This window comes from Amycolatopsis sp. NPDC004378, from assembly GCF_053602455.1.
In genome coordinates this window covers 263,957-289,814 of record NZ_JBSGDR010000004.1, presented here as the reverse complement: position 1 = coordinate 289,814, position 25,858 = coordinate 263,957, and the positions used below count along the sequence as shown (strand labels likewise).

At 71.9% G+C, this 25,858-nt stretch carries 25 protein-coding genes; 20 read left to right on the top strand and 5 right to left on the bottom strand.

Annotated features, from left to right (window positions below; genetic code table 11):
• Nucleotides 1-19: 19 nt before the first annotated feature.
• Both ACWEN0_RS16315 and ACWEN0_RS16310 read left to right on the top strand, forming a co-directional pair.
• A complete protein-coding gene (locus tag ACWEN0_RS16315; protein ID WP_451973815.1) occupies nt 20-874 on the top strand; it encodes a M23 family metallopeptidase in 855 nt (284 codons plus the stop codon).
• A 158-nt stretch (nt 875-1,032) separates the two neighbouring features.
• Nucleotides 1,033-2,157 (top strand): DUF4192 domain-containing protein, encoded by a 1,125-nt coding sequence (locus ACWEN0_RS16310; protein ID WP_451973813.1) that lies wholly within the window; start codon nt 1,033-1,035, stop codon nt 2,155-2,157.
• Nucleotides 2,158-2,471: 314 nt separating this feature from the next.
• Here the strand turns inward: ACWEN0_RS16310 and galE are convergent, their stop codons facing one another.
• From galE to ACWEN0_RS16295, 3 genes are all read right to left on the bottom strand, one after another.
• A complete protein-coding gene (gene galE, locus ACWEN0_RS16305; RefSeq protein WP_451974299.1) occupies nt 2,472-3,461 on the bottom strand; it encodes a UDP-glucose 4-epimerase GalE in 990 nt (329 codons plus the stop codon).
• A 102-nt stretch (nt 3,462-3,563) separates the two neighbouring features.
• Complete coding sequence (gene galK / locus ACWEN0_RS16300; protein ID WP_451973811.1) at nt 3,564-4,748, bottom strand: galactokinase; 1,185 nt, start codon at nt 4,746-4,748, stop codon at nt 3,564-3,566.
• Nucleotides 4,745-5,461, bottom strand: coding sequence for an iron dependent repressor, metal binding and dimerization domain protein (locus ACWEN0_RS16295; RefSeq protein ID WP_451973809.1), 717 nt, complete (start codon nt 5,459-5,461; stop codon nt 4,745-4,747). The genes galK and ACWEN0_RS16295 overlap by 4 nt, the downstream gene beginning before the upstream one ends.
• A 113-nt stretch (nt 5,462-5,574) precedes the next feature.
• On the opposite strand from ACWEN0_RS16295, the gene ACWEN0_RS16290 reads away from it, so the two are divergent.
• The 5 genes from ACWEN0_RS16290 to ACWEN0_RS16270 all read left to right on the top strand — a co-directional run bounded on the left by ACWEN0_RS16290 (nt 5,575) and on the right by ACWEN0_RS16270 (nt 12,030).
• On the top strand, nt 5,575-6,420 hold the full coding sequence (locus ACWEN0_RS16290; RefSeq protein WP_451973807.1) for a sulfurtransferase: 846 nt from the start codon (nt 5,575-5,577) through the stop codon (nt 6,418-6,420).
• Between the two features lie 143 nt (nt 6,421-6,563).
• Nucleotides 6,564-6,908: a hypothetical protein gene (locus ACWEN0_RS16285; protein ID WP_451973805.1), complete on the top strand. Its 345-nt coding sequence runs from the start codon at nt 6,564-6,566 to the stop codon at nt 6,906-6,908.
• A 135-nt stretch (nt 6,909-7,043) separates the two neighbouring features.
• Nucleotides 7,044-8,213 (top strand): acetoin utilization protein AcuC, encoded by a 1,170-nt coding sequence (locus tag ACWEN0_RS16280; RefSeq protein ID WP_451973803.1) that lies wholly within the window; start codon nt 7,044-7,046, stop codon nt 8,211-8,213.
• 2 nt (nt 8,214-8,215) lie between these two features.
• Entirely contained in the window at nt 8,216-10,894 is a 2,679-nt protein-coding gene (locus ACWEN0_RS16275) for a bifunctional acetate--CoA ligase family protein/GNAT family N-acetyltransferase (RefSeq protein WP_451973801.1), read from the top strand.
• 2 nt (nt 10,895-10,896) lie between these two features.
• The gene (locus ACWEN0_RS16270; protein WP_451973799.1) at nt 10,897-12,030 is read left to right on the top strand and encodes a serine hydrolase domain-containing protein; all 1,134 of its coding nucleotides are present in this window, start codon (nt 10,897-10,899) and stop codon (nt 12,028-12,030) included.
• Here ACWEN0_RS16270 and ACWEN0_RS16265 read toward each other — a convergent pair whose 3' ends face one another.
• Nucleotides 12,031-13,050 carry an acyl-CoA dehydrogenase family protein gene (locus ACWEN0_RS16265; protein WP_451973797.1) on the bottom strand — a complete coding sequence of 340 codons (1,020 nt, stop codon included), beginning with the start codon at nt 13,048-13,050 and terminating at the stop codon, nt 12,031-12,033. It abuts the gene before it with no gap.
• A 9-nt stretch (nt 13,051-13,059) separates the two neighbouring features.
• On the bottom strand, nt 13,060-14,223 hold the full coding sequence (locus ACWEN0_RS16260; protein ID WP_451973795.1) for an acyl-CoA dehydrogenase family protein: 1,164 nt from the start codon (nt 14,221-14,223) through the stop codon (nt 13,060-13,062).
• 70 nt (nt 14,224-14,293) lie between these two features.
• Here ACWEN0_RS16260 and ACWEN0_RS16255 point away from each other — a divergent pair, with 70 nt between their 5' ends.
• The 13 genes from ACWEN0_RS16255 to ACWEN0_RS16195 all read left to right on the top strand — a co-directional run bounded on the left by ACWEN0_RS16255 (nt 14,294) and on the right by ACWEN0_RS16195 (nt 25,825).
• The gene (locus ACWEN0_RS16255) at nt 14,294-14,485 is read left to right on the top strand and encodes a ferredoxin (protein WP_451973793.1); all 192 of its coding nucleotides are present in this window, start codon (nt 14,294-14,296) and stop codon (nt 14,483-14,485) included.
• Nucleotides 14,486-14,567: 82 nt separating this feature from the next.
• Nucleotides 14,568-15,425, top strand: a complete 858-nt coding sequence (locus ACWEN0_RS16250; RefSeq protein ID WP_451973791.1) for a 3-oxoacyl-ACP reductase — start codon at nt 14,568-14,570, stop codon at nt 15,423-15,425.
• On the top strand, nt 15,422-16,186 hold the full coding sequence (locus ACWEN0_RS16245) for a glucose 1-dehydrogenase (protein WP_451973789.1): 765 nt from the start codon (nt 15,422-15,424) through the stop codon (nt 16,184-16,186). The genes ACWEN0_RS16250 and ACWEN0_RS16245 overlap by 4 nt, the downstream gene beginning before the upstream one ends.
• A gap of 87 nt (nt 16,187-16,273) precedes the next feature.
• On the top strand, nt 16,274-17,062 hold the full coding sequence (locus ACWEN0_RS16240) for an MlaE family ABC transporter permease (RefSeq protein WP_451973787.1): 789 nt from the start codon (nt 16,274-16,276) through the stop codon (nt 17,060-17,062).
• The gene (locus ACWEN0_RS16235; protein ID WP_451973785.1) at nt 17,062-17,913 is read left to right on the top strand and encodes an MlaE family ABC transporter permease; all 852 of its coding nucleotides are present in this window, start codon (nt 17,062-17,064) and stop codon (nt 17,911-17,913) included. The genes ACWEN0_RS16240 and ACWEN0_RS16235 overlap by 1 nt, the downstream gene beginning before the upstream one ends.
• Nucleotides 17,910-19,235, top strand: a complete 1,326-nt coding sequence (locus ACWEN0_RS16230; RefSeq protein WP_451973783.1) for an MCE family protein — start codon at nt 17,910-17,912, stop codon at nt 19,233-19,235. The genes ACWEN0_RS16235 and ACWEN0_RS16230 overlap by 4 nt, the downstream gene beginning before the upstream one ends.
• The gene (locus tag ACWEN0_RS16225) at nt 19,232-20,269 is read left to right on the top strand and encodes an MCE family protein (RefSeq protein ID WP_451973781.1); all 1,038 of its coding nucleotides are present in this window, start codon (nt 19,232-19,234) and stop codon (nt 20,267-20,269) included. The genes ACWEN0_RS16230 and ACWEN0_RS16225 overlap by 4 nt, the downstream gene beginning before the upstream one ends.
• Entirely contained in the window at nt 20,266-21,297 is a 1,032-nt protein-coding gene (locus ACWEN0_RS16220) for an MlaD family protein (RefSeq protein WP_451973779.1), read from the top strand. Before ACWEN0_RS16225 ends, ACWEN0_RS16220 begins: the two co-directional genes overlap by 4 nt.
• Nucleotides 21,294-22,487, top strand: a complete 1,194-nt coding sequence (locus ACWEN0_RS16215; protein WP_451973777.1) for an MCE family protein — start codon at nt 21,294-21,296, stop codon at nt 22,485-22,487. The genes ACWEN0_RS16220 and ACWEN0_RS16215 overlap by 4 nt, the downstream gene beginning before the upstream one ends.
• Nucleotides 22,484-23,638 (top strand): MCE family protein, encoded by a 1,155-nt coding sequence (locus tag ACWEN0_RS16210; RefSeq protein ID WP_451973775.1) that lies wholly within the window; start codon nt 22,484-22,486, stop codon nt 23,636-23,638. Before ACWEN0_RS16215 ends, ACWEN0_RS16210 begins: the two co-directional genes overlap by 4 nt.
• Nucleotides 23,635-24,873, top strand: a complete 1,239-nt coding sequence (locus ACWEN0_RS16205; RefSeq protein ID WP_451973773.1) for an MCE family protein — start codon at nt 23,635-23,637, stop codon at nt 24,871-24,873. The genes ACWEN0_RS16210 and ACWEN0_RS16205 overlap by 4 nt, the downstream gene beginning before the upstream one ends.
• Nucleotides 24,870-25,346, top strand: coding sequence for a hypothetical protein (locus tag ACWEN0_RS16200; protein WP_451973771.1), 477 nt, complete (start codon nt 24,870-24,872; stop codon nt 25,344-25,346). The genes ACWEN0_RS16205 and ACWEN0_RS16200 overlap by 4 nt, the downstream gene beginning before the upstream one ends.
• Nucleotides 25,343-25,825 carry a hypothetical protein gene (locus ACWEN0_RS16195; protein WP_451973769.1) on the top strand — a complete coding sequence of 161 codons (483 nt, stop codon included), beginning with the start codon at nt 25,343-25,345 and terminating at the stop codon, nt 25,823-25,825. Before ACWEN0_RS16200 ends, ACWEN0_RS16195 begins: the two co-directional genes overlap by 4 nt.
• The last annotated feature ends 33 nt before the right edge of the window (nt 25,826-25,858 follow it).

Genomic DNA, 25,858 nt, shown 5'->3' with positions numbered 1-25,858 from the left:
TTCGTCAGGAGGTTCCCCCATGTCCAGGTTGCGACGGCTCGCCGTGTTCGCCGCCGCCGCGGCGCTGCCCGCGCTCGGCCTCACCCTCGCCGGCCAGGCGACGGCCTCGGCCGCGCCGAACTTCCAGGTGCCGTTCAAGTGCGGGGTCACCGTGACCGCGGCGACGTTCAGCGGCCACAGCCCCGAGTACTCGGTCGACTTCCAGAAGTCGGGCATCACGGGCATGCCGGTGCTCGCCGCGGCGTCGGGCACGGTCACGCGGGTGGCCGACGAGGGCAGCACGAGCTACGGCAAGTGGATCGAGCTGGACCACGGCGGCGGCTGGCGCACCCGGTACGCGCACCTGTCCGCCCAGGAGGTCTCGGTCGGGCAGACCGTCGGGCTCGGCAAGGAGATCGGCAAGGCGGGCGCGACCGGCGGCGTCACCGGGCCGCACCTGCACTTCGAAGAGCGGCTGAACAGCGTGGTCCAGAAGGCGAAGCTGAACGGCGTCGCCGTGCCCTACTACGGCCACACGGACTTCACCAGCAAGAACAACTGCGGCGGCAACCCGTACTCGGCCGAAGAGGTCTGCGGCGCCGGCTTCTCCGTGGTCGACCAGCAGGCGCTGGCGAACTCGTCGGGCACGGCGTACCTGCTGTACAACGCCTCGACCAAGGCGAACTGCGTGACCACGCTCAAGGCGACGTCGCTGGGCACGGCCAGCCCGGTCTCGGCGTTCCTCGAGGTCCAGGGGTCGGCGCGGGTGACCGACTCGGGCAGCTTCACCTACTACGCCGGGCCGGTGAAGAAGACCGCCGACGCCACCTGCGTGAAGTGGGGCGGTTCGGTGGGCAGCAACACCTACGAAAGCGGTTTCGAGCACTGCGGCTGAGCCGAGCCGGTCGGTGGGGCCGGGCAGCCTAGCCCGCCCCACCGACAGAAACCCGCTGTCCGGCCGGCCGCCGGCCGGATCCGTCCACATCGGCCCCGACGATCCACAGATTTGCCGCCACCGCCCCGGCCGGCCCCGTCCTGCCCCATCGTGGAGGCATGACCACTGCCACTCCGACCGGCCGGCCGCCGGTCAACCTCCGAAGCCCCGCGCAGCTGCTGGCAGCGCTCCCGTACCTGATCGGGTTCCGGCCCGAGAACTCCGTCGTCCTGCTCGGCCACCGCGCCCCGGCGGGCAACCGCATCGGCCTGGTCCTGCGCGGCGACCTCCCCCGCCGCGAAGACCGGGCCCGGCAGGCCAGGGCGCTCGCGCCACGGTTCGCCCTGGCACCCCACACCGGCGTGACGCTGGTGGTCGTCGGCGGACGGCGAAGACCCGGCAGCGCGCCGCCGCACGCGGGGTTCGTCGAGGAGCTGGCGGACGCGCTGGGCGAGCTCGGTCTCCCGGTGCTGCACGCGATGTGGGCCGAGAACATCACCGAGGGCGCGCCCTGGGGCTGTTACGCGGACCAAGACTGCGGCGGCGAACTGCCGGACCCGCGCGCGACGGTGCTGGCGGCGGCCGCGACGGAGGACGGCACCGTGGCGTTCGACAGCCGCGACGAGCTGGCGGCGCTGCTGGCCCCGCGGTCACCGGAAGCGCTCGCCCGCCGGGCGGAGGCGCTGTCCGCGCAGTCCTCGTTGCCGTGGCCGGAAGCCACCGCGGTGTCCGACGCGGCGTCGGTGATCCGAGCGGCGTTCGAGCGTCAGCTGCGCGGTGAAGACCCGCCGACGGACGAAGAAGCGGTCCAGTTGGCGAGCGCCCTGACGATCCCCGAGATCCGGGACGTCTGCCTGGCGATGGCGGTCCCGTCCCACACCCCGGCCGCGCGCGAGGCGGAGCGCCTGTGGCTGATGCTGGTCCAGGAGCTCCCGGCTCCCGAGCGCGCCGAGGCGGCGGCCCTGCTGGGCTACACGGCCTACATGCGCGGTGACGGCACGTTCGCGGGCATGGCCCTGGAGAACGCCCTGGAAGCGGCGCCGGACCACGTCCTGGCCCAGCTGCTGACGAAGGTGCTGAACCACGGCTTCCCACCGGAACAGCTCCTGGGCCTGGCGTTGGCCGCGGACCCCACGGGCATGTCCGGCTTCGGCCTCGCCCCGGCGGACTTCGCCGAGCCGGGTCCGTGCCTGCCGTCGGGTGTCGCGTTCGGACACTCGGAAGCGCGGAAAGACTCATCCTGACCGACGCCTGCCGGCTGCCGACGCGGTGCCTTGTGGCCGAGCTGCGGCTGCCCGGTCCGGGCGGGCTGCCGGGTCTGGGCGGCCGCCCTGGCGCCGGTGCGCTCTGGCTTCCGGGCCCGGTTTGCTCGGGCCGGATCGCCCGGCGGCCACGGCTGGGCGCCCGGGCGGTCTGCCAGGGCTGGGCGAAGCTCCCCAGCTGTGGTGCGTTTCGGCTCCCGGGCCGGATCGCCGTCAGCCCAAGCCCCGGCCCCGGACTCAAGCCCCGGCCCCGGACGCGGGGCCCGGGCCGCAGCTGAGGCGACCCAGGCGTGGAATCAGCCCCGCGCGGTCTGCCGGGCCTGGGCGAACTCCCAAGCGTCGCGCACGATCCCGGTCAGCTCGGTGCGTTCCGGCTTCCAGCCCAGGTCCTCGCGGGCCCGGTCGCTGGCCGCCACGAGGACCGACGGGTCGCCCGACCGGCGCGGGGCCACCGCCGCCGGGATCGGGTGGCCGGTGACCTCGCGGCAGGCCTCGATCACCTCGAGCACGGAGAACCCGGTGCCGTTGCCCAGGTTGTAGATGCGGTGCTCACCCGCCGTCGCGTGCTTCAGCGCCAGCAGGTGCGCGTCCGCGAGGTCCACGACGTGGATGTAGTCGCGGATCGCGGTGTGGTCCGGCGTCGGGTAGTCGTCGCCGAAGATCTGGATGCGCTCGCGGTCGCCCGAGGCGACCTGCAGGACGAGAGGAATGAGATGGGTTTCCGTGGTGTGGCGCTCCCCGAAGGCGCCGTACGCGCCCGCGACGTTGAAGTAACGCAGGCTCACGGCCGCCAGTCCGTGCGCGCCGGCGAAGCTGGTGATCGCGTGGTCGATCGCGAGCTTCGTCGCGCCGTAGGTGTTGGTCGGCCGGGTCGGCGCCGACTCCGGGATCGGCGACTGCTCCGGCTCGCCGTACGCGGCCGCCGTCGAGGAGAACACCAGGCGTGGCGTGCCGTGCTCGTGCATGGCCTCGAGCAGCCGCAGCGACGTGACGGCGTTGCCCTCCCAGTACTTCGTCGGCTCCGCCATCGACTCGCCGACCAGCGACTTGGCCGCGAAGTGCAGCACGCCGTCGAAACCCTCGCGCAGCAGGCTGCCCGCCACCTCGGCCGCGTCACCCTCGATGAACCGCGCGTCCGGGTGGACGGCGTCGGCGTGCCCGGTGGAGAGGTCGTCGACCACGGTGACCTGGTGCCCGGCCTCGATCAGCCGGGCGGCGCAGACGCTGCCGATGTACCCGGCTCCGCCCGTCACGACCAGTTTCAGGGCGTTGCTCTGCTCCGACACGTCCAGGCCTTCCTGCTCAGGGTGGTGACTGTGCGCCACAGTCTTCACCCCCGGCGACGCGCGGGTCCGCGCGGGGGTTGCCCCGGGCGGACCGGCGCGGCCTCAGATCTCGTCGCGCCCGGCACCCCGGGACGGCACCGCGGTGAACATCCGCGGCCGCCGGTAGCCGGCCTTCTCGTACGCCGCCTCGACGGCCGCCTTGACCCCGTCCAGGTCGGCGTCGCGGACCAGCGCGATCGCCGAGCCGCCGAAGCCGCCCCCGGTCATCCGGGAGCCGAGCGCGCCGGCTTCCCGCGCCGAGTCGACCGCCAGGTCCAGCTCGGCCGTGGAGATCCGGTAGTCGTCGCGCATGCTGACGTGCGAAGCGTCCAGGTACGGGCCGATCTCCGCGAGGCGCCCGGCCCGCAGCAGCTCGACCACCTCGAGCACCCGCTGGTTCTCGGTGACGACGTGCCGCACGAGCGGCACCAGCTCGGCAGGCAGCCGGCCGAGGGCGTCCTCGAGACCCTCGACGGTGACGTCGCGCAGCGCCTTGACCTCGAGCAGCTCCGCCGCCCGTTCGGTGCCGCGGCGACGCTCGCCGTACCCGCCCTCGGCGTGCGAGTGCTTCGTGCGGGTGTCCATGATCAGGACCTGCAGCCCGGCCTCGGCCAGGCCGAACGGCACCTGCTCCTGCTCGCCCGAGCGGACGTCGAGGAACAGCACGTGCGATTCGGTGCAGCAGAGGGACGCCGTCTGGTCGAGCAGGCCGGTGGGCGCGCCGACGAAGTCGTTCTCCGAGCGCTGGACCCACCGCGCCACCTCGGGCCGCGTCGGCACGCGGTCACCGGGGGTGCCCAGCTCCAGCCCGGCCAGCCCGAGCAACGCGAGCGAGACCGCGCATTCGAGCGCGTGCGAAGAGGAGAGTCCTGCCCCCGAGGGCACGTCGCCCGCGATGACCAGGTCGGCGCCGGCCGAGAAGCCCTGGTCGCGCAGCACCCAGGCGACCCCCGCCGGGTACGCGGCCCACCCGTCGACCGTGCCCGGCGCCAGGTCGGCGATCTTGAGCTCGCCGGAGCGCTGGAGCTGGCCGTCGTCACCCAGGGTGGCCACGGACAGGACGCCGTCCTCGCGGGGCGTCGCGGCCGCGGCGAGGCGGTGCGGCAGGGCGAACGGCAGCACGAAGCCGTCGTTGTAGTCGGTGTGCTCGCCGATCAGGTTGACGCGCCCCGGCGCGGACCACACGCCGGCGGGCTCGCCGCCGTGCACCGTGCGGAACGCCGCCGCGGCATCGGAAGCCGGGCTCACCTGGCTTGCGCCAGGACGGCGTGCAGCGCGGAGCTGGCGACCTGGGCGGTGTTGTCCCCGCCGGTGACCTCGATGGTGCCGCCGTTGGCCTTGCCGACGGTGACCGTGCCGCCCGGCACGATGCCGACGGACTTGAGCTCGGTCATCAGCGACTCGTCCAGCTGGACGTGCTCGGCGATGCGCCGGATCTCGACGCGGCCGCCACCGGTGCGGGCGAACTCGTCCAGGCGGACGAGGTCGGCCTCGGCGGGCGGTGCCGGGTCGCCGTCACCCAGCTTGTCCAGGCCCGGGATCGGGTTGCCGTACGGGGAGGTGGTCGGGTGGTCGAGCAGCTTGACCAGCTTGCGCTCGACGGCCTCGCTCATCACGTGCTCCCAGCGGCACGCCTCGTTGTGCACGTGCTCCCACTCGAGCCCGATGACGTCGACGAGGAGGCGCTCGGCCAGCCGGTGCTTGCGCATGACGGCGATGGCCAGCTCGCGGCCGTGGTCGGTCAGCTGGAGGTGCCGGTCGTCGGCCACCACCACCAGGCCGTCCCGCTCCATCCGGGCGACGGTCTGGCTCACCGTCGGGCCGCTCTGCTGCAGGCGCTCGGCGATGCGGGCGCGCAGCGGAACGACACCCTCTTCTTCAAGCTCGTAGATGGTACGCAAGTACATCTCGGTGGTGTCGATGAGATCGTTCACGCTGTCCCCTTCGTCCGCGTCGCTCATCGTAGTCGTTGACCCCGACAGCGGCGGCGGCCCTCAGGGATAACAACTCGCCGGTGGGCCTTGTGCCGGAACCCGGCAGCGGCCGGGTGGCGGACCGCTGGAAGATGGGAGGCATGCGTCCGCTGATCAGCACCACCGACCTCGCCGCCGCGCTGGCCGGCCCGGCGGGGGACCGGCCCGTGGTCCTCGACGTCCGCTGGCGGCTCGCCGGCCCGCCCGGCGCCGATTCCTACCGCGAAGGCCACGTGCCCGGCGCGGTCTTCACGGACCTCGACCGCGTGCTCGCCGGTGAGCCGGGCGAGGGTGGCCGGCACCCGCTGCCCGACCCGGCCGCCCTGCAGCGCGACCTGCGCGCGGCCGGCGTGCGGGCGGGCGCGCCGGTGGTCGTCTACGACGACGCGGACGGTTCGGTGGCGGCCCGGGCGTGGTGGCTGCTGCGCTGGGCCGGCCACGAGGAGGTGGCGGTGCTCGACGGCGGCTACGCGGCGTGGACGGCCGACGGCCACCCGGTGAGCACGGACGCGGCGCGGCCGGAGCCGGGCGACCTCACGGTCCGGCCGGGCGCGATGCCGGTGCTCGACGCGGACGAGGCCGCGGCCCTGGCCCGCGACGGCCTGCTGCTCGACGCCCGGGCGAACCCGCGCTACACGGGCGAGACCGAGCCGGTCGACCCACGGGCGGGCCACATCCCGGGCGCGGTGAACGCCCCGTTCGCCGGCCACACCACCGACGACGGCCACTGGCGCGCGCCCGAAGAGCTGGCGGCCCGCTTCGCGGACCTGGGCCTGCGCCCGGGCGAGCCGGTCGGCGCGTACTGCGGCTCGGGGGTGACGGCCAGTTCGGTGGTCCTGGCCCTGGAGCTGGCGGGCCACCCGGGCGCGGGCCTGTACGCGGGCTCGTGGTCCCACTGGTCCCGCGACCCGCACCGCCCGGCCGCGACGGGCACCCTGCCGGGCTGATCCCCCGATGCGGTGATGTCCAGCTGCCTGAATGGCGGTACGGCTCAAGGTCAACTTCGTGCTTTTCTGGGCAAGTCGGGAGCTTTTTCGCAAGTTTCCGACAGTTCCCGGCGCCGGCCGGGAACCCGACCAGGGGAGGGTGGATGAAAATCAGCCGGAACATCACCTGCAGCCTTGCTGCGGTCGCTGCCTTGCTGGGCGCGGTGCTGCCGGGGACCCCGGCGATCGCGCAGGAGAGCCCGGGCGTGTCGGTGACACAGAGCTCGTCTTCCGTGCCGATCGCCGGACTGCAGTGCTTCGACCAGATCAACCACAACGTCCTGACCTCGTACGTGGCGACGTACTACGGAGGCGTCTACAACGCGGTCTGCGACCAGTGCAACGCCAGGGCGGTGGAAGGTGTCGAGGGCGGCGCCTGGGGCACCTTCGGCTGCTGGGTCACCTCGCGGAACCCCGGCTACGTCATCGAACTGTGGGTCAAGCCCTGACGGCGTGATCCGGACGTCCGGCCATCCGGTGGGGAGCGGGCGCTCCGCGCTGGATGGCCGGCCTCGCCGGGCGCCGCCGGTTCCGCGCGATTTCCCGGTCGGCGATCGCCGGCATCGGCACTAGAGTCGGGCGGTATGTCGCCGGCTGTTGTTTGGGACTCCGCTCTGCTCGGTTATGACCTGGGCGGGGAGCATCCGTTCAACCCCGTCCGGCTGGAGCTGACCGTGCGGCTGGCCACCGAGCTCGGGGTGCTCGACAACGTTCCGCTGCTGGTGCCCACCGGGGCCGGGGGCGAGGAGCTCCTCCGGATCCACGCTCCCGAATACATCGCCGCCGTGCGGGAGGCGCCGCTCGTCGGGTGGGATGTCGGGCATGGGCTCGGGACTTCCGACAACCCCGTCTTCTCCGACATGCACGACGCGTCCGCGCTGGTCGTCGGCTCGACGCTACTCGCCGCGCGGAAGGTCGCCGAGGGGGCGGCCACGCGCGCGGTCAACATCGCCGGGGGGCTGCACCACGCCATGCGGGACCAGGCGTCCGGGTTCTGCGTCTACAACGACTGCGCCGTCGCCATCAGCTGGCTGCTCGACCACGGCTTCGAGCGGATCGCCTACATCGACACCGACGTCCACCACGGCGACGGCGTCCAGGCCGCCTTCTACGACGACCCGCGCGTCCTCACGATCTCGATGCACCAGCATCCCTTCACGCTCTGGCCGGGCACCGGCTACTCCGCCGAGACCGGCCGCGGCAAGGCCGACGGCACCGCCGTCAACGTGCCGCTGCCGCCGCGCACGCAGGACCCGGGCTGGCTGCGTGCCTTCAACGCCGTCGTCCCGTCGCTCCTCGCCGACTTCGAGCCGCAGCTGCTGTTCACGCAGTGCGGGGTCGATTCGCACGAGGAGGACCCGCTCGCCGACCTCTCGCTGAGCGTCGACGGGCACCGGACCATCTACCGCACCCTCCGCGACCTCGCCGAGACCTACGCCGGCGGCAAGTGGATCGCCGTCGGCGGGGGCGGGTACCAGCTGATCCGGGTCGTGCCGCGGTCGTGGACGCACCTGATCGCCACCGTCCTCGACCGGGACGTCGACCCGGCGACGCCGCTGCCGCCCGGCTGGGTTTCGACCGTCACGAACGCCGCGCCGCACGCCGAACTGCCGCGCGCGATGACCGACGAGCGCGAGACCGGGTTCAAGCCGTGGGGCGACGGCGAGGACGACCCGGTCGACATCGCCATCCGGGACACCCGCCGCGCCGTCTTCCCGCTGCACGGCCTCGACCCGGACGACCCCAGGGACTGACCATGGCCGGCCGCGACCCCTTCGACTACCCCCGCGACTGGGAGGCCGACGTCGTGCTGTCCGACGGCGGCACCGTCCACCTGCGCCCGGTCGTGCCCACCGACGCCGACGGCCTGGTCGCGTTCCACGGCAAGCTCTCCGAACGCACGCGCTACTTCCGCTACTTCGGCGCCTACCCGCGGATCCCCGAAAAGGACCTGAAGCGCTTCTCGACGGTCGACCACCACGACCGGGTCGCGTTCGCCGCCTTCCTGGGCGACGACATCGTCGCGGTCGGCCGGTACGAGCGGCTCGACGGCGGGCCGTCGGCCGAGGTGGCGTTCGTCGTCAGCGACGCGCACCAGGGCCGCGGGCTCGGCTCGATCCTGCTCGAGCACCTCGCCGCGGCCGCGTCGGAATGCGGGCTGCGGCGGTTCGTCGCCGAGGTGCTGGCCGAGAACGCCGCCATGGTGCGGGTCTTCCGCGACGCCGGCTACCAGGTCAGCCGCGAGATCGAGGAAGGCGTGCTGCACCTGGAGTTCGACATCGATCCGACCGAGGAGTCGCTCGCCGTCGCGCGCTCCCGCGAACAGGCCGCCGAGGCGCGCAGCGTGCACAACCTGCTGCACCCGGCGTCGGTCGCGGTGATCGGCGCGTCGGCCGAGCCGGGCAAGGTCGGGCACGCCGCGTTCGCGAACCTGCTGGTCGCCTCGTTCACCGGCACCGTCTACCCGGTCAACCCGGAGCACCGCTCGGTCCGCGGCGTCCGCGCGTACCCGTCGGTGCTGGACATCCCGGACCCGGTCGACCTGGCCGTCGTCGCGGTGCCCGCCGAGGCCGTCGAGTCCGTTTTGGACGCTTGCCTCGCGAAGGGCGTCAAGACGCTGCTGATCCTCTCCAGCGGCTTCGCCGAGGCCGGGCCGCACGGCCTGCACGCCGAGCTGCGGCTCGTCGGGGAGGCGCGGGCGCACGGCATGCGTGTCGTCGGCCCGAACGCGCTGGGCGTGCTGAACACCGCGCCGAGCATCCGGCTCAACGCCACCCTCGCGCCGCGGCTGCCCGGGCGCGGGCGCACCGGGTTCTTCTGCCAGTCCGGTGCGCTGGGCACCGCGATCCTCGCCGACGCCGAGTCGCGCGGCCTCGGCCTGTCGACGTTCGTCTCGGCGGGCAACCGCGCCGACGTCTCCGGCAACGACCTGCTGCAGTACTGGGAAACCGACCCGGACACCGACCTCGTCCTGCTGTACCTGGAGTCCTTCGGCAATCCGAGGAAGTTCGCGCGCCTGGCCAGAAGGCTGGCGAGGACCAAGCCGATCGTCGCCGTGAAGTCCGGGCGGCACGCCGTCCGCCCGCAGCTGGCGGCGACGTCGACGGAGATCGACGAAGCCAGCGTCCAGGCGCTGTTCGAGCAGGCCGGCGTCGTGCGCGTGGAGTCGCTGGCGCAGCTGTTCGACACCGCGCTCGTGTTCGCCCACCAGCCGCTGCCCGCCGGGCCGCGGGTCGCCATCGTCGGCAACTCCAGCGCGATCGGCCTGCTCGCCGCCGACACCGCGCGGATGCAGGGCCTGCGCCTGGCCTTCGACCCGGTCGACGTCGGCCCGCAGGCCGGGCCGGACGACTTCGCCAAGGCGGTCGGCGAGGCGCTCGCCTCGCCGGACACCGACGCGCTGGTCGTCGTGTTCGCGCCGCCGGTGGCGATCCCGGGCACCGCGTACGCCCGCGCTCTCCGCGAAACCGTCGAACTGGGGGAGCGCAAGCCGATCGTCTCGACGTTCCTCGCCGCCGAAGGCGTGCCCGACGAACTCGCCGAGCTGTCGGACGACGGCGTGCCGGCGCGCGGCTCGATCCCGTCGTACCCGAGCCCGGAACGCGCCGTGAACTCCCTTGCCCGGGTCGTCCGGTACGCGGCCTGGCGGCAGCGCCCGCAGGGCACGCTGGTGCGCCCGGCCGGCATGCACACCGAGCAGGCGCAGGGCATCGTGCGCGAACTGCTGGAGTCCGAAAGCGGCAGGACGACGCTGCTGTCGGACACCGACGTCGTGCGCTTGCTGGGCTGCTACGGCATCGACGTCGTCCCGTTCCGCGTCGCGTCCACTGTGGACGAAGCGGTGACGGCGGCGGCCGAGCTGGGCTACCCGGTGACGCTCAAGGCGGTCGACGAGCGGCTGCGCGGCCGGCCCGACCTGGCCGGGGTGCGGCTCGACCTGGCGTCCGAAGACTCGGTGCGCACGGCTTACGAAACGCTGCGCGAGATCTCCGGCGACGACGACGTGTACGTCCAGCGGATGGCGCCGAAGGGCCTGTCGTGCGTGATCGGGCTGCAGGACGACCCGTCGTTCGGAACGCTGGTGTCGTTCGGGCTGTCCGGGCTGGTCAGCACGCTGCTGGGCGACCGCGCCTACCGCGCCGTGCCGCTCACCGACGTCGACGCGGCGACGCTGCTGCGCGAGCCGCGGACCGCGCCGCTGCTCACCGGCTACCGCGGCGACGAGCCCGCCGACCTCGCCGCGCTGCAGGACATGGTGCTGCGCGTGGCCGCGCTGGCCGAGGACAACCCGGAGGTGCGGTCGCTCGTGCTGGACCCGATCCTGGCCTCGCCGGACGGCGCCTTCGTCGCCAACGCGCGGCTCGTGCTGGGGCCGCCGCCGTCCCGTCCCGACACCGGCCCGCGGCGCCTGCGCGCCATCAACCCCCTGGACTGACCATGGGCACGCTGACCGAGGTGCTGACCCGGCACGCCGCGGACGTGCCGGGTGCGGTGGCGCTGGTGGCGCACGGCGGGCAGGCCGAGGTCGCGGCCGTGGGGGCGGCCGACGCCGAGGGCATCGTGCCGATGGCGCCGGACTCGCTGTTCCGCGTCGGGGCGCTGACCGGGCCGGTCGTGGCCGCGGCGCTGCTGCTCCTGGTCGACGACGGCGAGCTGGCGCTGGACGACCCGGTGGCGCGGTGGCTGCCGGAGCTGGCGTCGCCGGTGGTGGTCCGGACGCCGGCCGGGCCGGTCGACGACGTCGTGCCCGCCGTCCGGCCGATCACGGTGGCCGACGTGCTGGGTTCCCGCTGCGGGTACGGCCTCGCGGCGGACACGACGCTGCCGGCCGTCGACCTGCTGCTCCAGGTGCTGGGCCATCCGGCCGCGGCGCCGCGCGGGCTGTCGCCGGACGAGTGGCTGGCGGCGCTGGCCCAGGTGCCGCTGCTGCACCAGCCGGGCGAGGCGTGGCTCTACGCCACCGGCTCGGACCTGCAGGGCGTGCTGATCGCGCGGGTGACGGGCCGGCCGCTGCCGGAGTTCCTGGCGGAGCGGCTGTTCGAGCCGCTGGGCATGGCCGACACCGGCTTCGCCGTGCCGACGGCGGCGCTGGGCCGGTTCACCAGCGCCTACCGCCGCCGTGACCACGGCCTGCAGCTGGTCGACTCGCCGGAGGGCCGGTGGTGTGCCCCGCCGAAGTTCCCGTCCGGGGCGGCCGGGCTGGTTTCGACGGCGGGCGACCTCCTCGCGTTCGCCCGGTTCGTGCTGGCCGAGGGCACGGTCGGCGACCACCGGCTGCTGCGGCCGGAGTCCGTGCGCCGGCTGACGGCCGACCACCTGACGCCGGCCCAGCGCGCGGCGGCGCGGCCGTTCCTGCACGGCCAGGGCTGGGGCTACGGCGGTGCGGTCGACGTCGAGCCGAAGCACCCCTGGGAGGTGGCGGGCCGCTACGGCCGGGTCGGCGGGGCGGGCACGGCGGCGCACCTGGTCCCGGCGACGGGTACCGTCACGGTCCTGCTCACGCAGGTGGAGCTGACCAGTCCGGAGCCGACCCCGCTGATGCGCGAGTTCTGGACGTACGCGGCGAAGTAGCTACCGGCCCGCCAGCTCGTCGCCCAGGGCCAGGAGCTGGGGAGTCGCCGAGCCGAGCAGGAACTCCAGGCGCTTCGCGGCCGTGAAGTAGCGGTGCACCTCGTGGTCGACGTCGATGCCGACGCCGCCGTGCAGGTGGACGGTCGTGTGCGCGACCCGGTGGCCGGCCTCCGCCGCCCAGAACTTCGCCGTCGCCACGGCCTCGGCCGGCGGGAGGTCCGACGCCAGCCGCCACGCGGCCTGCAGCGACGTCAGGCGCACCGCTTCGACGTCCACGTACGCGTCCGCGATGCGCTGGCGGACCGCCTGGAACCCGCCGAGGACGTGGTCGAACTGCTTGCGCTCGCCCGCGTACGCCGCCGTCAGCTCCAGCGAGCGCTCGACCACGCCGAGCTGCTGCGCGCAGACGCCCACCGTCCCGCGCAGGCGCAGCCATTCGCCGATGTCGCCCAGCGAAGTCCCGGGAACTTCGGACAGCTCGAGCAGGCAAGCGTCGGCGTGGTCGGTCGTCTGCTGCGGCCGCACGGTGACGCCCGGGGCCGCCGCGTCGACCAGGAAGACCTCGCCGGACGCGGCCACGAGGAAGCCGTGGGCGAACGCGCCGAAGTGCACCGCGGACTGCGAGCCCGAAAGGACCCCCTCCGAGGCGGTGAAGCCGGTCAGCGCCACCGCCAGAACGCGTTCTCCCCGCAGCACCGGCAGCACCCAGCGGTCCACCAGCTCCGGCGTGCCGAACTCGGCCAGCGCCGACGCCGCCATCGTGATCGACGGCAGGTAGGGGACCGCGGCCACCGCCCGGCCGATCTCGGTCAGCACCGCGCACTGCTCCAGCAGGCCGAACCCGCCGCCGCCCAGCGACGAGGGCAGCGCCGCGTCGAGCACGCCCGCCTGGCCCAGCGCCGTCCACAGGGGAGCGTCGAAACCGCCGGTGCCGTGCGGGTCGTGGGTGGCCCTGTCGGCGAGGATCCGCCGGGTCAGCGCGGCCAGGTCGGCCGACGCCTCGGAAGGGGTGAAGTCCATGCGACGCTCCTAGCGCGTGACGGGCAGGCCGAGGGCGGTGGCGGCGATCATGTCCCGCTGGATTTCGTTGGTGCCGCCGCCGAAGGTGAGGATCAGCGCCGAGCGGTGCAACCGCTCGATCCGCCCGGCCAGCAGCGCGCCGGGCGAGCCGTCGCGGACGACGGCGGCCGCGCCCAGCACCTCCATCAGCAGCCGGTAGGCCTCGATCGCGAACTCCGTGCCGTACACCTTGGTCGCCGACGCCTCGGCCGGGCCGAGCTCGCTCGCCGCGGCCGCCCAGGCGATCCGCCAGTTCCGCAGCTTCAGGTACTCCGCGCCGGCGTGCACCCGCGCGAGGTGCAGCCGCACCCATTCCTGGTCGATGGCGCCGGTTTCCTTCGCCCACGCCAGCACGTCGGCGAGGGCCTTGCGGACCGGCGCCGCCGACGTCAGCGCGACGCGCTCGTGGTTGAGCTGGTTGGTGATCAGCGGCCAGCCCGCGTTCTCCTCCGCGACGCGCGCCGACACCGGCACGCGCACCTCGTCGTAGTACGTCGCGCTCGTGCCGGCGCCCGCGACCGTGTGCACCTTCGTCCACGAAAACCCGGGAGACGACGTCGGCACGATCAGCATCGACAGGCCGCGGTGCTTCTTCGCGTCCGGGTCGGTCCGGACGGCGAGCCAGACGTAGTCGGCGTACTCGATCAGGCTCGTCCACATCTTCTGCCCGGTGACGACGTATTCGTCGCCGTCGCGGACCGCGCGCGTGCGCAGCGACGCGAGGTCGGTGCCGGCCTCCGGTTCGGAGTAGCCGATCGAGAAGTGCAGCTCGCCGGCGGCGATCTTCGGCAGGTAGAACGCCTTCTGCTCGTCGGTGCCGTAGCGCATGATCGTCGGCCCGACGGTGTTCACCGTGAGGAAGGGGACCGGCACGCCGGCGACGGCCGCTTCGTCGGTGAAGATGAGCTGGTCGAGCATCGGCCGGCCCTGGCCGCCGTACTCCTTCGGCCAGCCGAGCGCGAGCCAGCCGTCCTTGCCCAGCTGCCGGACGATTTCCTTGTACGCCAAGCCGTCGCCGTACTCGCCGCCGCCCGCGCGGAGGCTGTCCCGCCGCTCGGGCGTCATCAGCTCGGCGAAGTACGCCCGCAGCTCCTCGGCCAGTGCGCGCTGCTCCGGCGTGTAGTCGATCCGCACCCGTCACCTCGATCCGGCGTTATAGTAGAACCTGTTCTAGTTGTACCAGGACTCACGCGGCGGAGGAAGTATGGAGATCGGCGTCGATCGTTCGCTCTGCGAGGCGAACGCGGTGTGCGTGGGGTTCGCGCCGGAGGTCTTCGACCTGGACGATGACGAAGAACTCGTCATCCAGCCGGGACCGGTTCCGGACAACCAGATAGAACATGTTACAGATGCGGTGAAAAGTTGCCCGAAGAACGCCCTGTTCATCGCTGGTTAGCGGTGTTCACTCAGGGGGTTGCCCTCGACGAGAACAGATTCTAATGTAGGCCCGATCACAGGACTCGACGAGGAGGCCGTGCGTGAGCCTGACCGGTAGGACAGCGATCGTAACCGGAGCGGCCGCGGGGCTGGGACGGGCCGAAGCGCTCGCGCTCGCCGCGCGGGGCGCGACGGTCGTGGTCAACGACATCACCGAGGCGAAGGACGTCGTCGACGAGATCGAAGCGGCGGGCGGCAAGGCCGTGGCGGTCGCCGGTGACATCGGCGAGCGGGCCACCGCGGACGCGCTCGTCGCCGCCGCCCTCGACCTCGGCGGGCTCGACGTCGTCGTGAACAACGCGGGCGTGCTGCGCGACAAGATGCTCTTCTCGATGTCCGACGACGACTGGGACACCGTGCTGCGCGTCCACCTGCGCGGGCACTTCCTGTTGTCCCGCAACGCCGCGAAGCACTGGCGTGACAAGTCCAAAGAGGACGGTAAGCCGGTGTACGGGCGCCTGGTCAACACCGCGTCCGAAGCCTTCCTCATCGGCTCGCCCGGCCAGCCCAACTACGCCGCGGCGAAGGCGGGCATCACCGCGCTCACCATGTCGGCCGCCCGCGGCCTGGCCAAGTACGGCGTCCGCGCCAACGCGATCTGCCCGCGCGCGCGGACGGCGATGACCGAGGGCGTGTTCGGGGCTCCTCCCGCCGAGGGTGCCGACCCGCTCTCGGTCGAGCACGTCGCCCCCTTCGTCGCCTACCTCGCTTCGCCCGCGGCCGAGCACGTCAACGGGCAGGTGTTCATCGTCCACGGCGGCACGGTGTCCCTGGTCGCGGCGCCGAGGATCGAGCAGCGCTGGTCCCTCGGCGAGCTCGAGACGTCGGTCAGCGCCTTCTTCGCCGACCGCGACCCCGGCCGGATGTTCGCCGCCACCGAGATCCTGGGAGAGTCATGAGGCTGGACGGGAAGATCGCCCTGATCACCGGCGCGGCGCGCGGCCAGGGCGCGGCCGCCGCCCGCGCGTTCGTCGCCGAGGGTGCCGAGGTGCTGATCGCCGACATCCTCGACGACGAGGGCAAGCAGCTCGCCGCCGAGCTCGGGGAGCAGGCCGTCTACCAGCACCTCGACGTCGGCGACGAGGACGGCTGGGCGGCCGCGGTCGACCGGGTGACCACCGAGTTCGGCGCCCCGAACGTGCTGGTCAACAACGCGGGCATCCTGCATTTCTCGGAACTGGGCAAGACGAAGCTGGCCGACTACGAACGCGTGATCCGGGTGAACCAGATCGGGGCGTTTCTCGGGATGCGCTCGGTCGTTGAACCGATGACCGCCGCCGGCGGTGGCTCCATCGTCAACGTGTCCTCTGTGGAGGGGCTGGCCGGGATGCCCTACCTCGTCGCCTACACCGCGAGCAAGTTCGCCATCCGCGGGATGACCAAGGTCGCGGCCATGGAGCTCGGGAAGAAGCACATCCGGGTCAACTCGGTGCACCCCGGCGCGATCGACACGCAGATGGTCGAGACCGCCGCCGGCGGCCAGAAAGTCGACATGTCGTACGTCGGGAAGAAGGTCGCGCTCGGGCGGGTCGGGCAGCCCGAAGACGTGGCGAAGCTGGTGCTGTTCCTGGCCAGCGACGAAAGCGCGTACTGCACGGGCGCGGAATTCATCGCGGACGGCGGCGCCACGGCGTCGCACGCCCTCAACCTGAGCTTCTGAAGAACGATCAGTAAACACCGCTAACGAAAATCGGGCACCGGGTATGGAGAACACTCGGAGGTCAGCGACGACCTACTGGGAGGTGTGGTGAGCGAGAGCACGGGCACGCTCCCGGGAACCGCGGCCCTGACCCAGGTCGGCCGGCTCGCGACGCTCTCGTGGGAGGTCCTGCGCGCGATCTTCAAGCGCCCGTTCCAGGCCCGCGAGTGGATCCAGCAGTGCTGGTTCTTCGCGAGCGTCACGATCCTGCCGACCGCGCTGGTGGCCATCCCGTTCGGCGCGGTGATCGCGCTGCAGCTCGGCTCGCTGACCGCGCAGATCGGCGCGCAGTCGTTCACCGGCGCGGCCAGCGCGCTGGCCATCGTGCAGCAGGCCAGCCCGCTGATCACCGCGCTGCTCGTCGCGGGCGCCGGCGGGAGCGCGGTCTGCGCGGACATCGGCGCGCGCAAGATCCGCGAAGAGATCGACGCGATGCAGGTGCTGGGCGTCAACCCGATCCAGCGCCTGATCGTGCCGCGCGTGCTCGCCGCGATGGTCGTTTCGGTGCTGCTGAACGGCTTGGTGAGCGTCGTCGGCGTGCTCGGCGGCTACTTCTTCAACGTCGTCCTGCAGGGCGGCACGCCCGGCGCGTACCTGGCCAGCTTCAACGCGCTCGCCCAGGTGCCGGACCTGTGGATCAGCGAGATCAAGGCGCTGCTGTACGGCTTCGTGGCCGGGGTCGTCGCGGCGTTCCGCGGGCTGAACCCGGCGGGCGGGCCGAAGGGCGTCGGCGACGCCGTCAACCAGGCCGTCGTGATCACGTTCCTGCTGCTGTTCCTCATCAACGTCGTGCTCACCGCCATCTACCTGCGGATCGTCCCGCCGAAGGCCATGTGATGACGGCGGAACCGCTCGACGCCACCGACCGGACGCTCGAGTACATCGCGCGTCCCGGCCAGAGCCTGGAAGGCCTCGGCAAGCAGCTCGCGTTCGCCGCCAAGGCGCTGGCGTGGTCGCCGCGCACGATCCGCCGCTACGGCCGCGAAACACTGCGCCTGCTGACCGAGGTCTGCTTCGGCACCGGCGGGCTCGCCGTCATCGGCGGGACGCTCGGTGTGATGATCGGGATGACCCTGTTCACCGGCCTCATCGTCGGCCTCCAGGGCTATTCCGCGCTCAACCAGCTCGGCACGGCCGCGCTCACCGGGTTCATCTCCGCCTACTTCAACACCCGCGAGGTCGCGCCGCTCTCGGCCGGGCTCGCCCTGAGCGCGACGGTCGGCTGCGGCTTCACCGCGCAGCTCGGCGCGATGCGGATCTCCGAGGAGATCGACGCGCTCGAAGTCATGGGCGTGCCGAGCATGCCGTACCTGGTCACCACGCGCGTGCTCGCCGGCGTCGCCGCGGTGATCCCGCTGTACGCGGTCGGCCTGCTCTCGAGCTACCTCGCGTCACGGCAGATCACCATCTGGCTCTACGGCCAGTCCGCGGGCACCTACGACCACTACTTCACGCTGTTCCTGCCACCCGGGGACGTCCTCTGGTCGTTCGGGAAGGTGATCGTGTTCAGCGTGCTCGTGATCCTTTCCCACTGCTACTACGGCTTCAACGCCAGTGGCGGCCCGGCCGGGGTCGGCGTCGCGGTGGGCCGCGCGGTGCGGACGTCGATCGTGCTCATCTCGGTGCTGGACTTCTTCCTGTCCCTGGCGATCTGGGGCGCCAACACGACGGTGAGGATCTCCGGATGAGGCGCGAGCTGTGGCAGCGGCTCCGGTACCAGGTGCTGGGGCTGGCGTTCCTGCTCGTCGCCGCGTTGTTCATCGCGTTCACGCTCGCCGTCTACAACAAGGCGTTCACGCCGGTGACGCTCGTGAAGCTGGAGACCGACCGCGTCGGCAGCCAGCTGCGCACCGGCGGCGACGTCAAGGTCCGCGGCGTGCTCGTCGGCGAGGTCCGCTCGGTGACGGCGAAGGGCGACCACGCCGAGCTCGAGCTGGCCCTGCAGCCGGACAAGACGAAGGTCATCCCCAGGAACGTCGCCGCGCGGCTGCTGCCGAAGACCCTCTTCGGCGAGCGGTACGTCGCCCTGCAGCTCCCCGAGACCGCACAGGGCCCGATCAAGGCGGGCGACGTCATCCCGCAGGACCGCAGCAGCGCGGCGATCGAGCTGCAGAAGGTCCTCGACGACGTGATGCCGCTGCTGCAGGCCGTCCAGCCGGAGAAGCTGTCGAGCACGCTCACCGCCGTGTCGACCGCGCTCGAGGGCCGCGGCAAGCAGCTCGGCCAGACGCTCGTCCAGCTGTCGGACTACCTGGGCAAGCTCAACCCGTCGCTGCCGGACGTCAAGGCCGACATCACCGGGCTCGCGAACGTCGCGGACACCTACGACAAGGCCGCGCCCGACGTGCTGCAGGCGCTGTCGGACCTGACGACGACGAGCCGGACGATCGTCGACCAGCGCGCCCAGCTGAGCGACCTCTACGCCACCGTCACCGCGGCTTCGGTGGATCTCACGAGCTTCCTCCAGGTCAACAAGGACAACCTGATCCGGCTCACCACGGCGGTGCAGCCGACGCTGGACGTCCTCGCCAAGTACGCGCCCGAGTACCCGTGCCTGCTCGAGCAGCTCGCCGGCGAGGTCGGGCCGGCCGAGCTGGCGTTCGGCAAGGGCACCGCGCACCCCGAGGTCAGCCGGGTCACCATCGAGTTCGCCGCCAGCCGCGGCAAGTACCTGCCCGGCGTCGACGAGCCGAAGTACGACGACAAGCGCGGCCCGCGCTGCTACCCGCAGGTCCCGAAGCCGGGCGTCTGGCCGCAGTACCCGCCCGACGGCGCGATCAAGGACGGCTCGACCAAGCCCGCGCCGCCGAAGAACCCGCCCGAGAAGCTGCCCGCCGGTGGTGGCGCCGTCGGCGGGTCGCCCGGCTCGATCGTCGGCTCGGCCTACGAAACCGACCTGATCGGCCTGCTCGCGTCCCCCGCGCTCGGGACGTCGCCGGGGGACGTGCCCGGCTGGGCGGGGCTGCTCGTGGGGCCGCTCTACCGCGGGGCGGAGGTGGAGCTCAAGTGAGGAGCTTCCTCCCGTCGCTGATCAAGCTGGGCGTCTTCGCCGTCGTCACGGTGCTGCTCACCGGCGTCCTCGCGGCCACCATCGCCAACACCAACTTCGGCGTGACGTCGGGGTACCTGGCGAAGTTCACCGACGCGTCCGGGCTCAAGGAAGGCGACGACGTCCGCATCGCCGGGGTCAAGGTCGGCCAGGTCGACTCCATCGGCGTCGTCGAAGGGGAGCAGAACTTCGCCGAGGTGCGGTTCGACGTCGAGCACACCTACCGGCTGCCGGAGACGGTGACCGCGACGATCAAGTACCGCAACCTCGTCGGCCAGCGCTACCTCGCGCTCGGCACCGACGTCCCGGGCGAGAAGACGCTGGCCGACGGCGGCACGATCCCGCCCGAGCGCACCAAACCCGCGTTGAACCTCACCGTGCTGTTCAACGGGTTCAAGCCGCTGTTCAAGGCGCTGAGCCCCAAGGACGTCAACCAGCTTTCGGCCGAGATCATCAGCGTCTTCCAGGGCGAGGGCGGCACGATCACCAGCCTGCTGCAGCACACCGCGTCGCTGACGACGGCGATCGCGAGCAAGGACCAGGTGATCGGGCAGGTCATCGCGAACCTCAACACCGTGCTGGGCACGGTGAACCAGCACGGGCCGCAGCTCGGCGACCTCATCGAGCAGACGCAGAAGCTCGTCAGCGGCCTGGCCGAACAGCGCAAGCCGATCGGCGACGCGGTCAGCGCGCTCGGCGACCTCGCCGTGTCGACGACGGGCCTGCTCGCCGACGCGCGCCCGGCGCTCAAGGACGACGTCGCGCAGCTCGGCGTGCTCTCGCAGAACCTCGGCGATTCCGGCGTGCTGCTCAACCACCTGCTCGAGGTGCTGCCGGGCAACCTCGAGAAGTTCACGCGGACCCTGAGCTACGGCAGCTGGTTCAACTACTACCTGTGCGGGATCACCGGCACCATCGGCATTTCTTCGCTCGACATCACCCTGCCGATCATCCCGATCCCGGGCACCCAGCGCGCGGAGAGGTGTGGTCCGTGAAGCCGCTGAAGGAACGCAACCAGGCCGCGGTCGGCGCGGTCGCGCTCGTGCTGATCGTGCTCGTCACGGCCACGACGTACTTCTCCGACCAGCTCCCGTTCTTCGGCAACGGCACGACGTATTCGGCGTACTTCGGCGAGTCCGCCGGGCTGGCGCCGGACAACGAGGTCGAGGTCGCCGGCGTGAAGGTCGGCACGGTCTCGTCGGTGAAGCTGCAGGGCAAGCAGGTGCTGGTGCGCTTCCGCGTCAAGGACGTCCGGGTGGGCGACGCGACGACGGCGTCCATCGAGATCAAGACGCTGCTGGGGGAGAAGTACCTCGCGCTCGACCCGAAGGGCGGCGGCGCCCAGGAGCCGGACGCGACGATCCCGCAGGCCCGCACGCGCACGCCGTTCCAGCTGCAGGACGCGTTCGAGCAGCTCTCGACGACGGTCGGCGACATCGACACGAAACAGCTCGCGGACAGCTTCACCGCGTTGTCCGACAGCCTCAAGGACAGCCCGCAGTACCTGAAGGACACGCTCACCGGGCTGTCCTCGCTGGCCAAGACGGTCTCCTCCCGCGACAACGACCTGCACACCCTGCTGGCGAACACGAGCCAGGTGTCGAAGACGCTGTCGGACCGCACCACCCAGCTGCAGCGCGTGATCAGCGACGGCAACCTGCTGCTGGGCGAGCTGCAGAACCGCAAGAAGGCGATCAACGCGCTGCTCACCGGCACCCAGCAGCTCTCGCAGCAGCTCACCGGGCTCGTCCAGGACAACCGTGCGCAGCTGAAGCCGACGCTGGACAAGCTGAGCAAGGTGACCGACATCCTGCAGCGCAACCAGGGCAACCTCGACAAGAGCCTGCAGCTGATGGCGCCGTTCGCCCGCGTCGGCGCGAACGCCACCGGCAACGGCCGCTGGTTCGAGGGCTACCTGTGCGGGCTGCTGCCGCCGACGATCACCGCGGGCGGGCTCTCGATCAACCCCGAGGGCTGCACGCCGCCGATCGCGGCGCCGAACCAGGGGGTGGGCGGCCGATGACCATCCGGACCTACCGCGGCCGCAGCCTCGTGACGTGGCTGGCGTTCGCGTGTGTGCTCGCGCTCGTCGTCACCGCCGGGTTGTGGCTGGTGTTCCGGGAATCCACCGGCACCAAGCTGTCGGCCTACTTCGGCAAGACCGTCGGGCTCTACGCGGGCTCGTCGGTGCGGGTGCTCGGCGTGGCGGTCGGGCAGGTCACCGACGTCACGCCGCAGGGCGACGCCGTGCGCGTGGACATGCGCGTCGACGACGTGCCGCTGCCCGCGAACGTCGGCGCGGTCGTCGTCGCGCCCAGCCTGGTCAGCGACCGGTACGTCCAGCTCACCCCGGCCTACGACAGCGGCCCGACGCTGGCGACGGGCACGGTCCTGCCGCGCGACCGCACGGCGACGCCGGTGGAACTGGACGACCTGTACTCGAGCCTGGACAAGCTCTCCACGGCGCTGGGCCCGAACGGCGCCAACAAGGACGGCGCGTTGTCGAGCGTCCTGGACACCGCCGCGAACACGTTGAAGGGCAACGGTTCTTCGCTCAATTCGACGGTCGGGCAGCTCGCCGGCCTGGCCAAGACGCTGGACGGCTCGAAGGACGACCTGTTCTCGACCGTGCAGAACCTCAACTCCTTCACCGGCGCGCTGGCCCAGAGCGACCAGCAGCTCAACGAGTTCTACGGCCGTGTCGCCGACGTCAGCCAGTTCCTCGCCGCCGACTCGTCCGACGTCGGCGCGGCCCTGCAGTCCCTCGGCGGGGCACTCGGGGACGTCCAGCAGTTCGTCAACGACAACAAAGGCGCTCTGGAGTCCAATGTGGACAAACTGGCGTCGCTGTCGAAGGTGCTCGTCGACCAGCGCGCGTCGCTGGCCGAGGTGCTCGACATCGCGCCGACCGGCGCCACCAACTTCATCAACTCCTACGACGCCGCGTCCGGCACCATCGCCGTCCGAGACAACCTCAACGAGCTCACCAACCCGCCGATCCTGACGGTGTGCCGGCTGATCAGCGCGGGCACGCCCAAGCAGGTCCCGGACACGCTGGGGAACATCTGCAAGCAGCTCGCGCCGGTCCTCGACGGAGCGCTGAAGCTGCCGACGATCCCGCAGGTGCTCAACTCGCTGCAGAACGGGACGCTCCCGCCGTTGCCGCTCCCGCTCGTCGACGTGATGGAGCAGCTTTCGGGGGGTGCGAAGTGAAGCGGCTCGCGGGAGTGCTCGCCGGGGTGCTCGTGCTGGCGGCCTGCAGCGACGGCGGGTTCAACGGCCTGTACGGCACGCCGCTGCCCGGCGGCGCCGACGTCGGCGACCACCCGTACCACGTCACCGCGCTGTTCACCGACGTCCTCGACCTGGTTCCGCAGTCCAGCGTCAAGGTCAACGACGTCGCGGTCGGGCGCGTCGACAAGATCACCCTGACGCCGGACACGCGGTCCGCGCTCGTGGCGATGACCGTCAACAGCGACATCGCGCTGCCCGCCAACGCCCGCGCCGAGCTGAAGCAGTCCTCGCTGCTGGGCGAGAAGTTCGTCGAACTGAGCGTGCCGACGGCCGAGCCGGCCACCGGTCACCTGGGTGACGGCGCGCAGATCCCGCTCGGGCGCACCAACCGCAACCCCGAGGTCGAGGAGGTGCTCGGCGCGCTTTCCCTGCTGCTCAACGGCGGCGGCGTCGAGCAGATCCAGAAGATCAGCCACGAACTCAACGACGCGCTGTCCGGCAACGAGCCGGAGATCCGGGTGCTGCTGTCCCGGGTGGACGAGCTCGCTACCCAGCTCGACGGGCACCGGACCGAGATCCTCCGCGCGATCGACGGGCTCGGGAAGCTGTCGAAGACGTTGACGGGCCAGACGCAGAACCTGACCAACGCGCTCGACAACCTCGCGCCGGGCCTGAAGATCGTCACCGACCAGCGTGACCAGCTCGTCGGCATGCTCAACGCGCTCAACTCGCTTTCCGGGGTCGCGGTGGACACCGTGACGAAGAGCCGCGACCAGCTCGTCGCGAACCTCAAGGCCCTGCAGCCGACGCTGACCAAGCTCGGCGAGGCCGGTGCCAACCTGCCGAACGCGCTGCAGATCCTGCTGACCTACCCGTTCCCGGACTACGCGGGCAACGTGATCAAGGGCGACTACGCGAACGTCGAAGCGAACGTGAACCTCGACCTGGACACGCTGATCCAGAACTTCACGAACTCGTCGCAGCCGCCGTTCGCGCTGCCCGACTCGATCGGCGGGCAGCCGTCCGCGGCCAGGCCTCCGCTGCCGCTGCCGGACCTCGGGTCGCCCGGGCAGACCGGCGGCACCGGGCTGCTGGGCGGTCTCCTCGGCCTGGCCGGGGGTGGCAAGTGACCACGCGCAAGATCCGCGTCCAGCTGTTCGCGTTCGTCGTGATCGCGGTCGTCTCGGTCGTCTACGCCGGCGGCCACTACGCCGGGCTGGACCGGCTCTTCGGCAACCGCGGCTACGTCGTCACCGCGCAGCTGACCGATTCCGGCGGGATCTTCGTCAACTCCGAAGTCGCCTACCGCGGCGTCACGGTCGGCCGGGTGACCGGGATGACGCTGACCGAGCACGGCGTCGACCTCGCGCTCGACATCGACGCGGGCGCCCCGGACATCCCGGCGGACGCGCACGCCCAGGTGGCGAACCGGTCGGCGGTGGGGGAGCAGTTCGTCGACCTGCTCCCCCAGCACGAGGGCGGTCCGTTCTTGACGGACGGCTCGGTGATCACCCGCGACAAGACGTCGCTGCCGCCGTCGCCGGACACGGTGCTCAGCCACCTCGACGACCTCGTCGCGAGCGTCCACCCGGATTCACTGCGGACGGTCGTCGACGAGACGTACAACGCGTTCGCCGGGGCGGGCCCGGAACTGCAGCAGCTGCTCGACAGCACGGGATCCCTGACGGCGACGGCCGCGCAGTACGTGCCGCAGACGCAGGGCCTGCTGAGCAACTCCCGCGTCGTGCTGGACACGCAGGAGCGGCAGGCGGCGAACATCACCGACTTCGCGTCCGGGCTGAAGAAGATCGCGGGGCAGCTGAAGGCGTCCGACCCCGACCTGCGGCGCGTGATCGCGGAGGCACCGCGGCTGAGCCGGCAGATCAGCGACGTCCTCGCGGCTTCGGGCACGGACCTGGGCGTGCTGTTCGCCAATCTGCTGACCACCGCGCAGATCACGACGTCCCGCAAGGACTCGATCGAGGAACTGCTGGTGGCGTACCCGATCATCTCGGCGTTCTCACCGTCGACGTCCCCGGACGGCACGGGCCACCTCGGCGTCGTGTTCAACTTCTTCGACCCGGCTTCGTGCACGAAGGGCTACGAAGGGACGAAGCAGCGTCCGGCGAACGACGAGTCCGAAGCACCGGTGAACATGAACGCGTACTGCGCCGAGCCGCCGGGCAGCCCGACCGGGGTGCGCGGGGCGCAGAACGCGCCGTACGGGGGCAAGCCGCCGGCGATTCCGGCCGCGCCCTCGCAGAGCGCGTCTTCCACGCCTGCGCAGGCGCAGTTGCCGGGGATGCTGAGCCTGCTGACCGGGCCGTCGGCGGGCGGGCTGGGCAAGCTGCTGGGCGCGCCGTGAAACTCCTGGTCGTGGGGGCGGTGCTCGCGGTGCTGGCCGCCTTGGGCACGGGCTTTTCGTGGTGGCGGGCGGCTTCGGACGACTCGGCGGCGCGCGGCCGGGACCGGGACGCGGTCCTGGCGGCGGCGGGCCCTGAGCTGGTCACGCTGAACACGATCGACTACCGCTCGGCGGCCGCCGACGTGGACCGCTGGATCGCGGCGACGACGGGCCAGTACGGCAAGGACCTCGCCGGCGATCGTCAGCTGCAGATCGACCGGGCGTCCTCGTCCAAGACGGTGTCGTCGGCCACGCTGGTCCAGGCGGCGGTGACGGAGGTTTCCGACGGCACCGCGCGTCTGCTGGCGGTGCTGGACGTCCGGGTCTCGACGGGCGGCGGCGCGGCGGCCCCGCGCCTGAACCGGTTGACCGTGGACGCCACCCGGTCGCCGTCGGGCTGGAAGATCTCGGGCGTCCAGGCGGCGGGCTCATGAGGCGCGTCCTGCTGGCGATCGTGGTGCTCGCCGTGGGCTGCTCGGTGTGGTTCGGCATCGAGGCGGCTTCGCTGTCCCCCGGTGAGAACGCGGCTTTGGTCGATTCGGCCGGGACTTCCGCGGTGGCGTCCGAGGTGAGTGATGCGGTGAAGTCGGTGTTTTCCTACGACTACGCGAACTTGGCGCGCACCGAGCGCGCGGCTTCGGAGGTCTTGGTCGGTGACGCGGTGCGCCAGTACCGCGACCAGTTCGCTTCGGCCCGGACTCGGGCCACTGCGGAGAAGCTGGTCCGCACCACCACGGTCCGGGCGGTCGGGGTGCAGTCGTTGCGAGGGGACGACGCTTCGCTGCTGCTGTTCCTCGACCAGCAAACGGTGGCCCAGGGCGGCGGAGCACCGTCGTCGTCGGTGGCCCAGCTGGCGGTGACGGCCAAGCGAGTGGACGGCCACTGGAAACTCGCGACGCTCACGGCTCTCTGATCCGTAACAAAGGTTGGGCTCCAGACGTTCTTG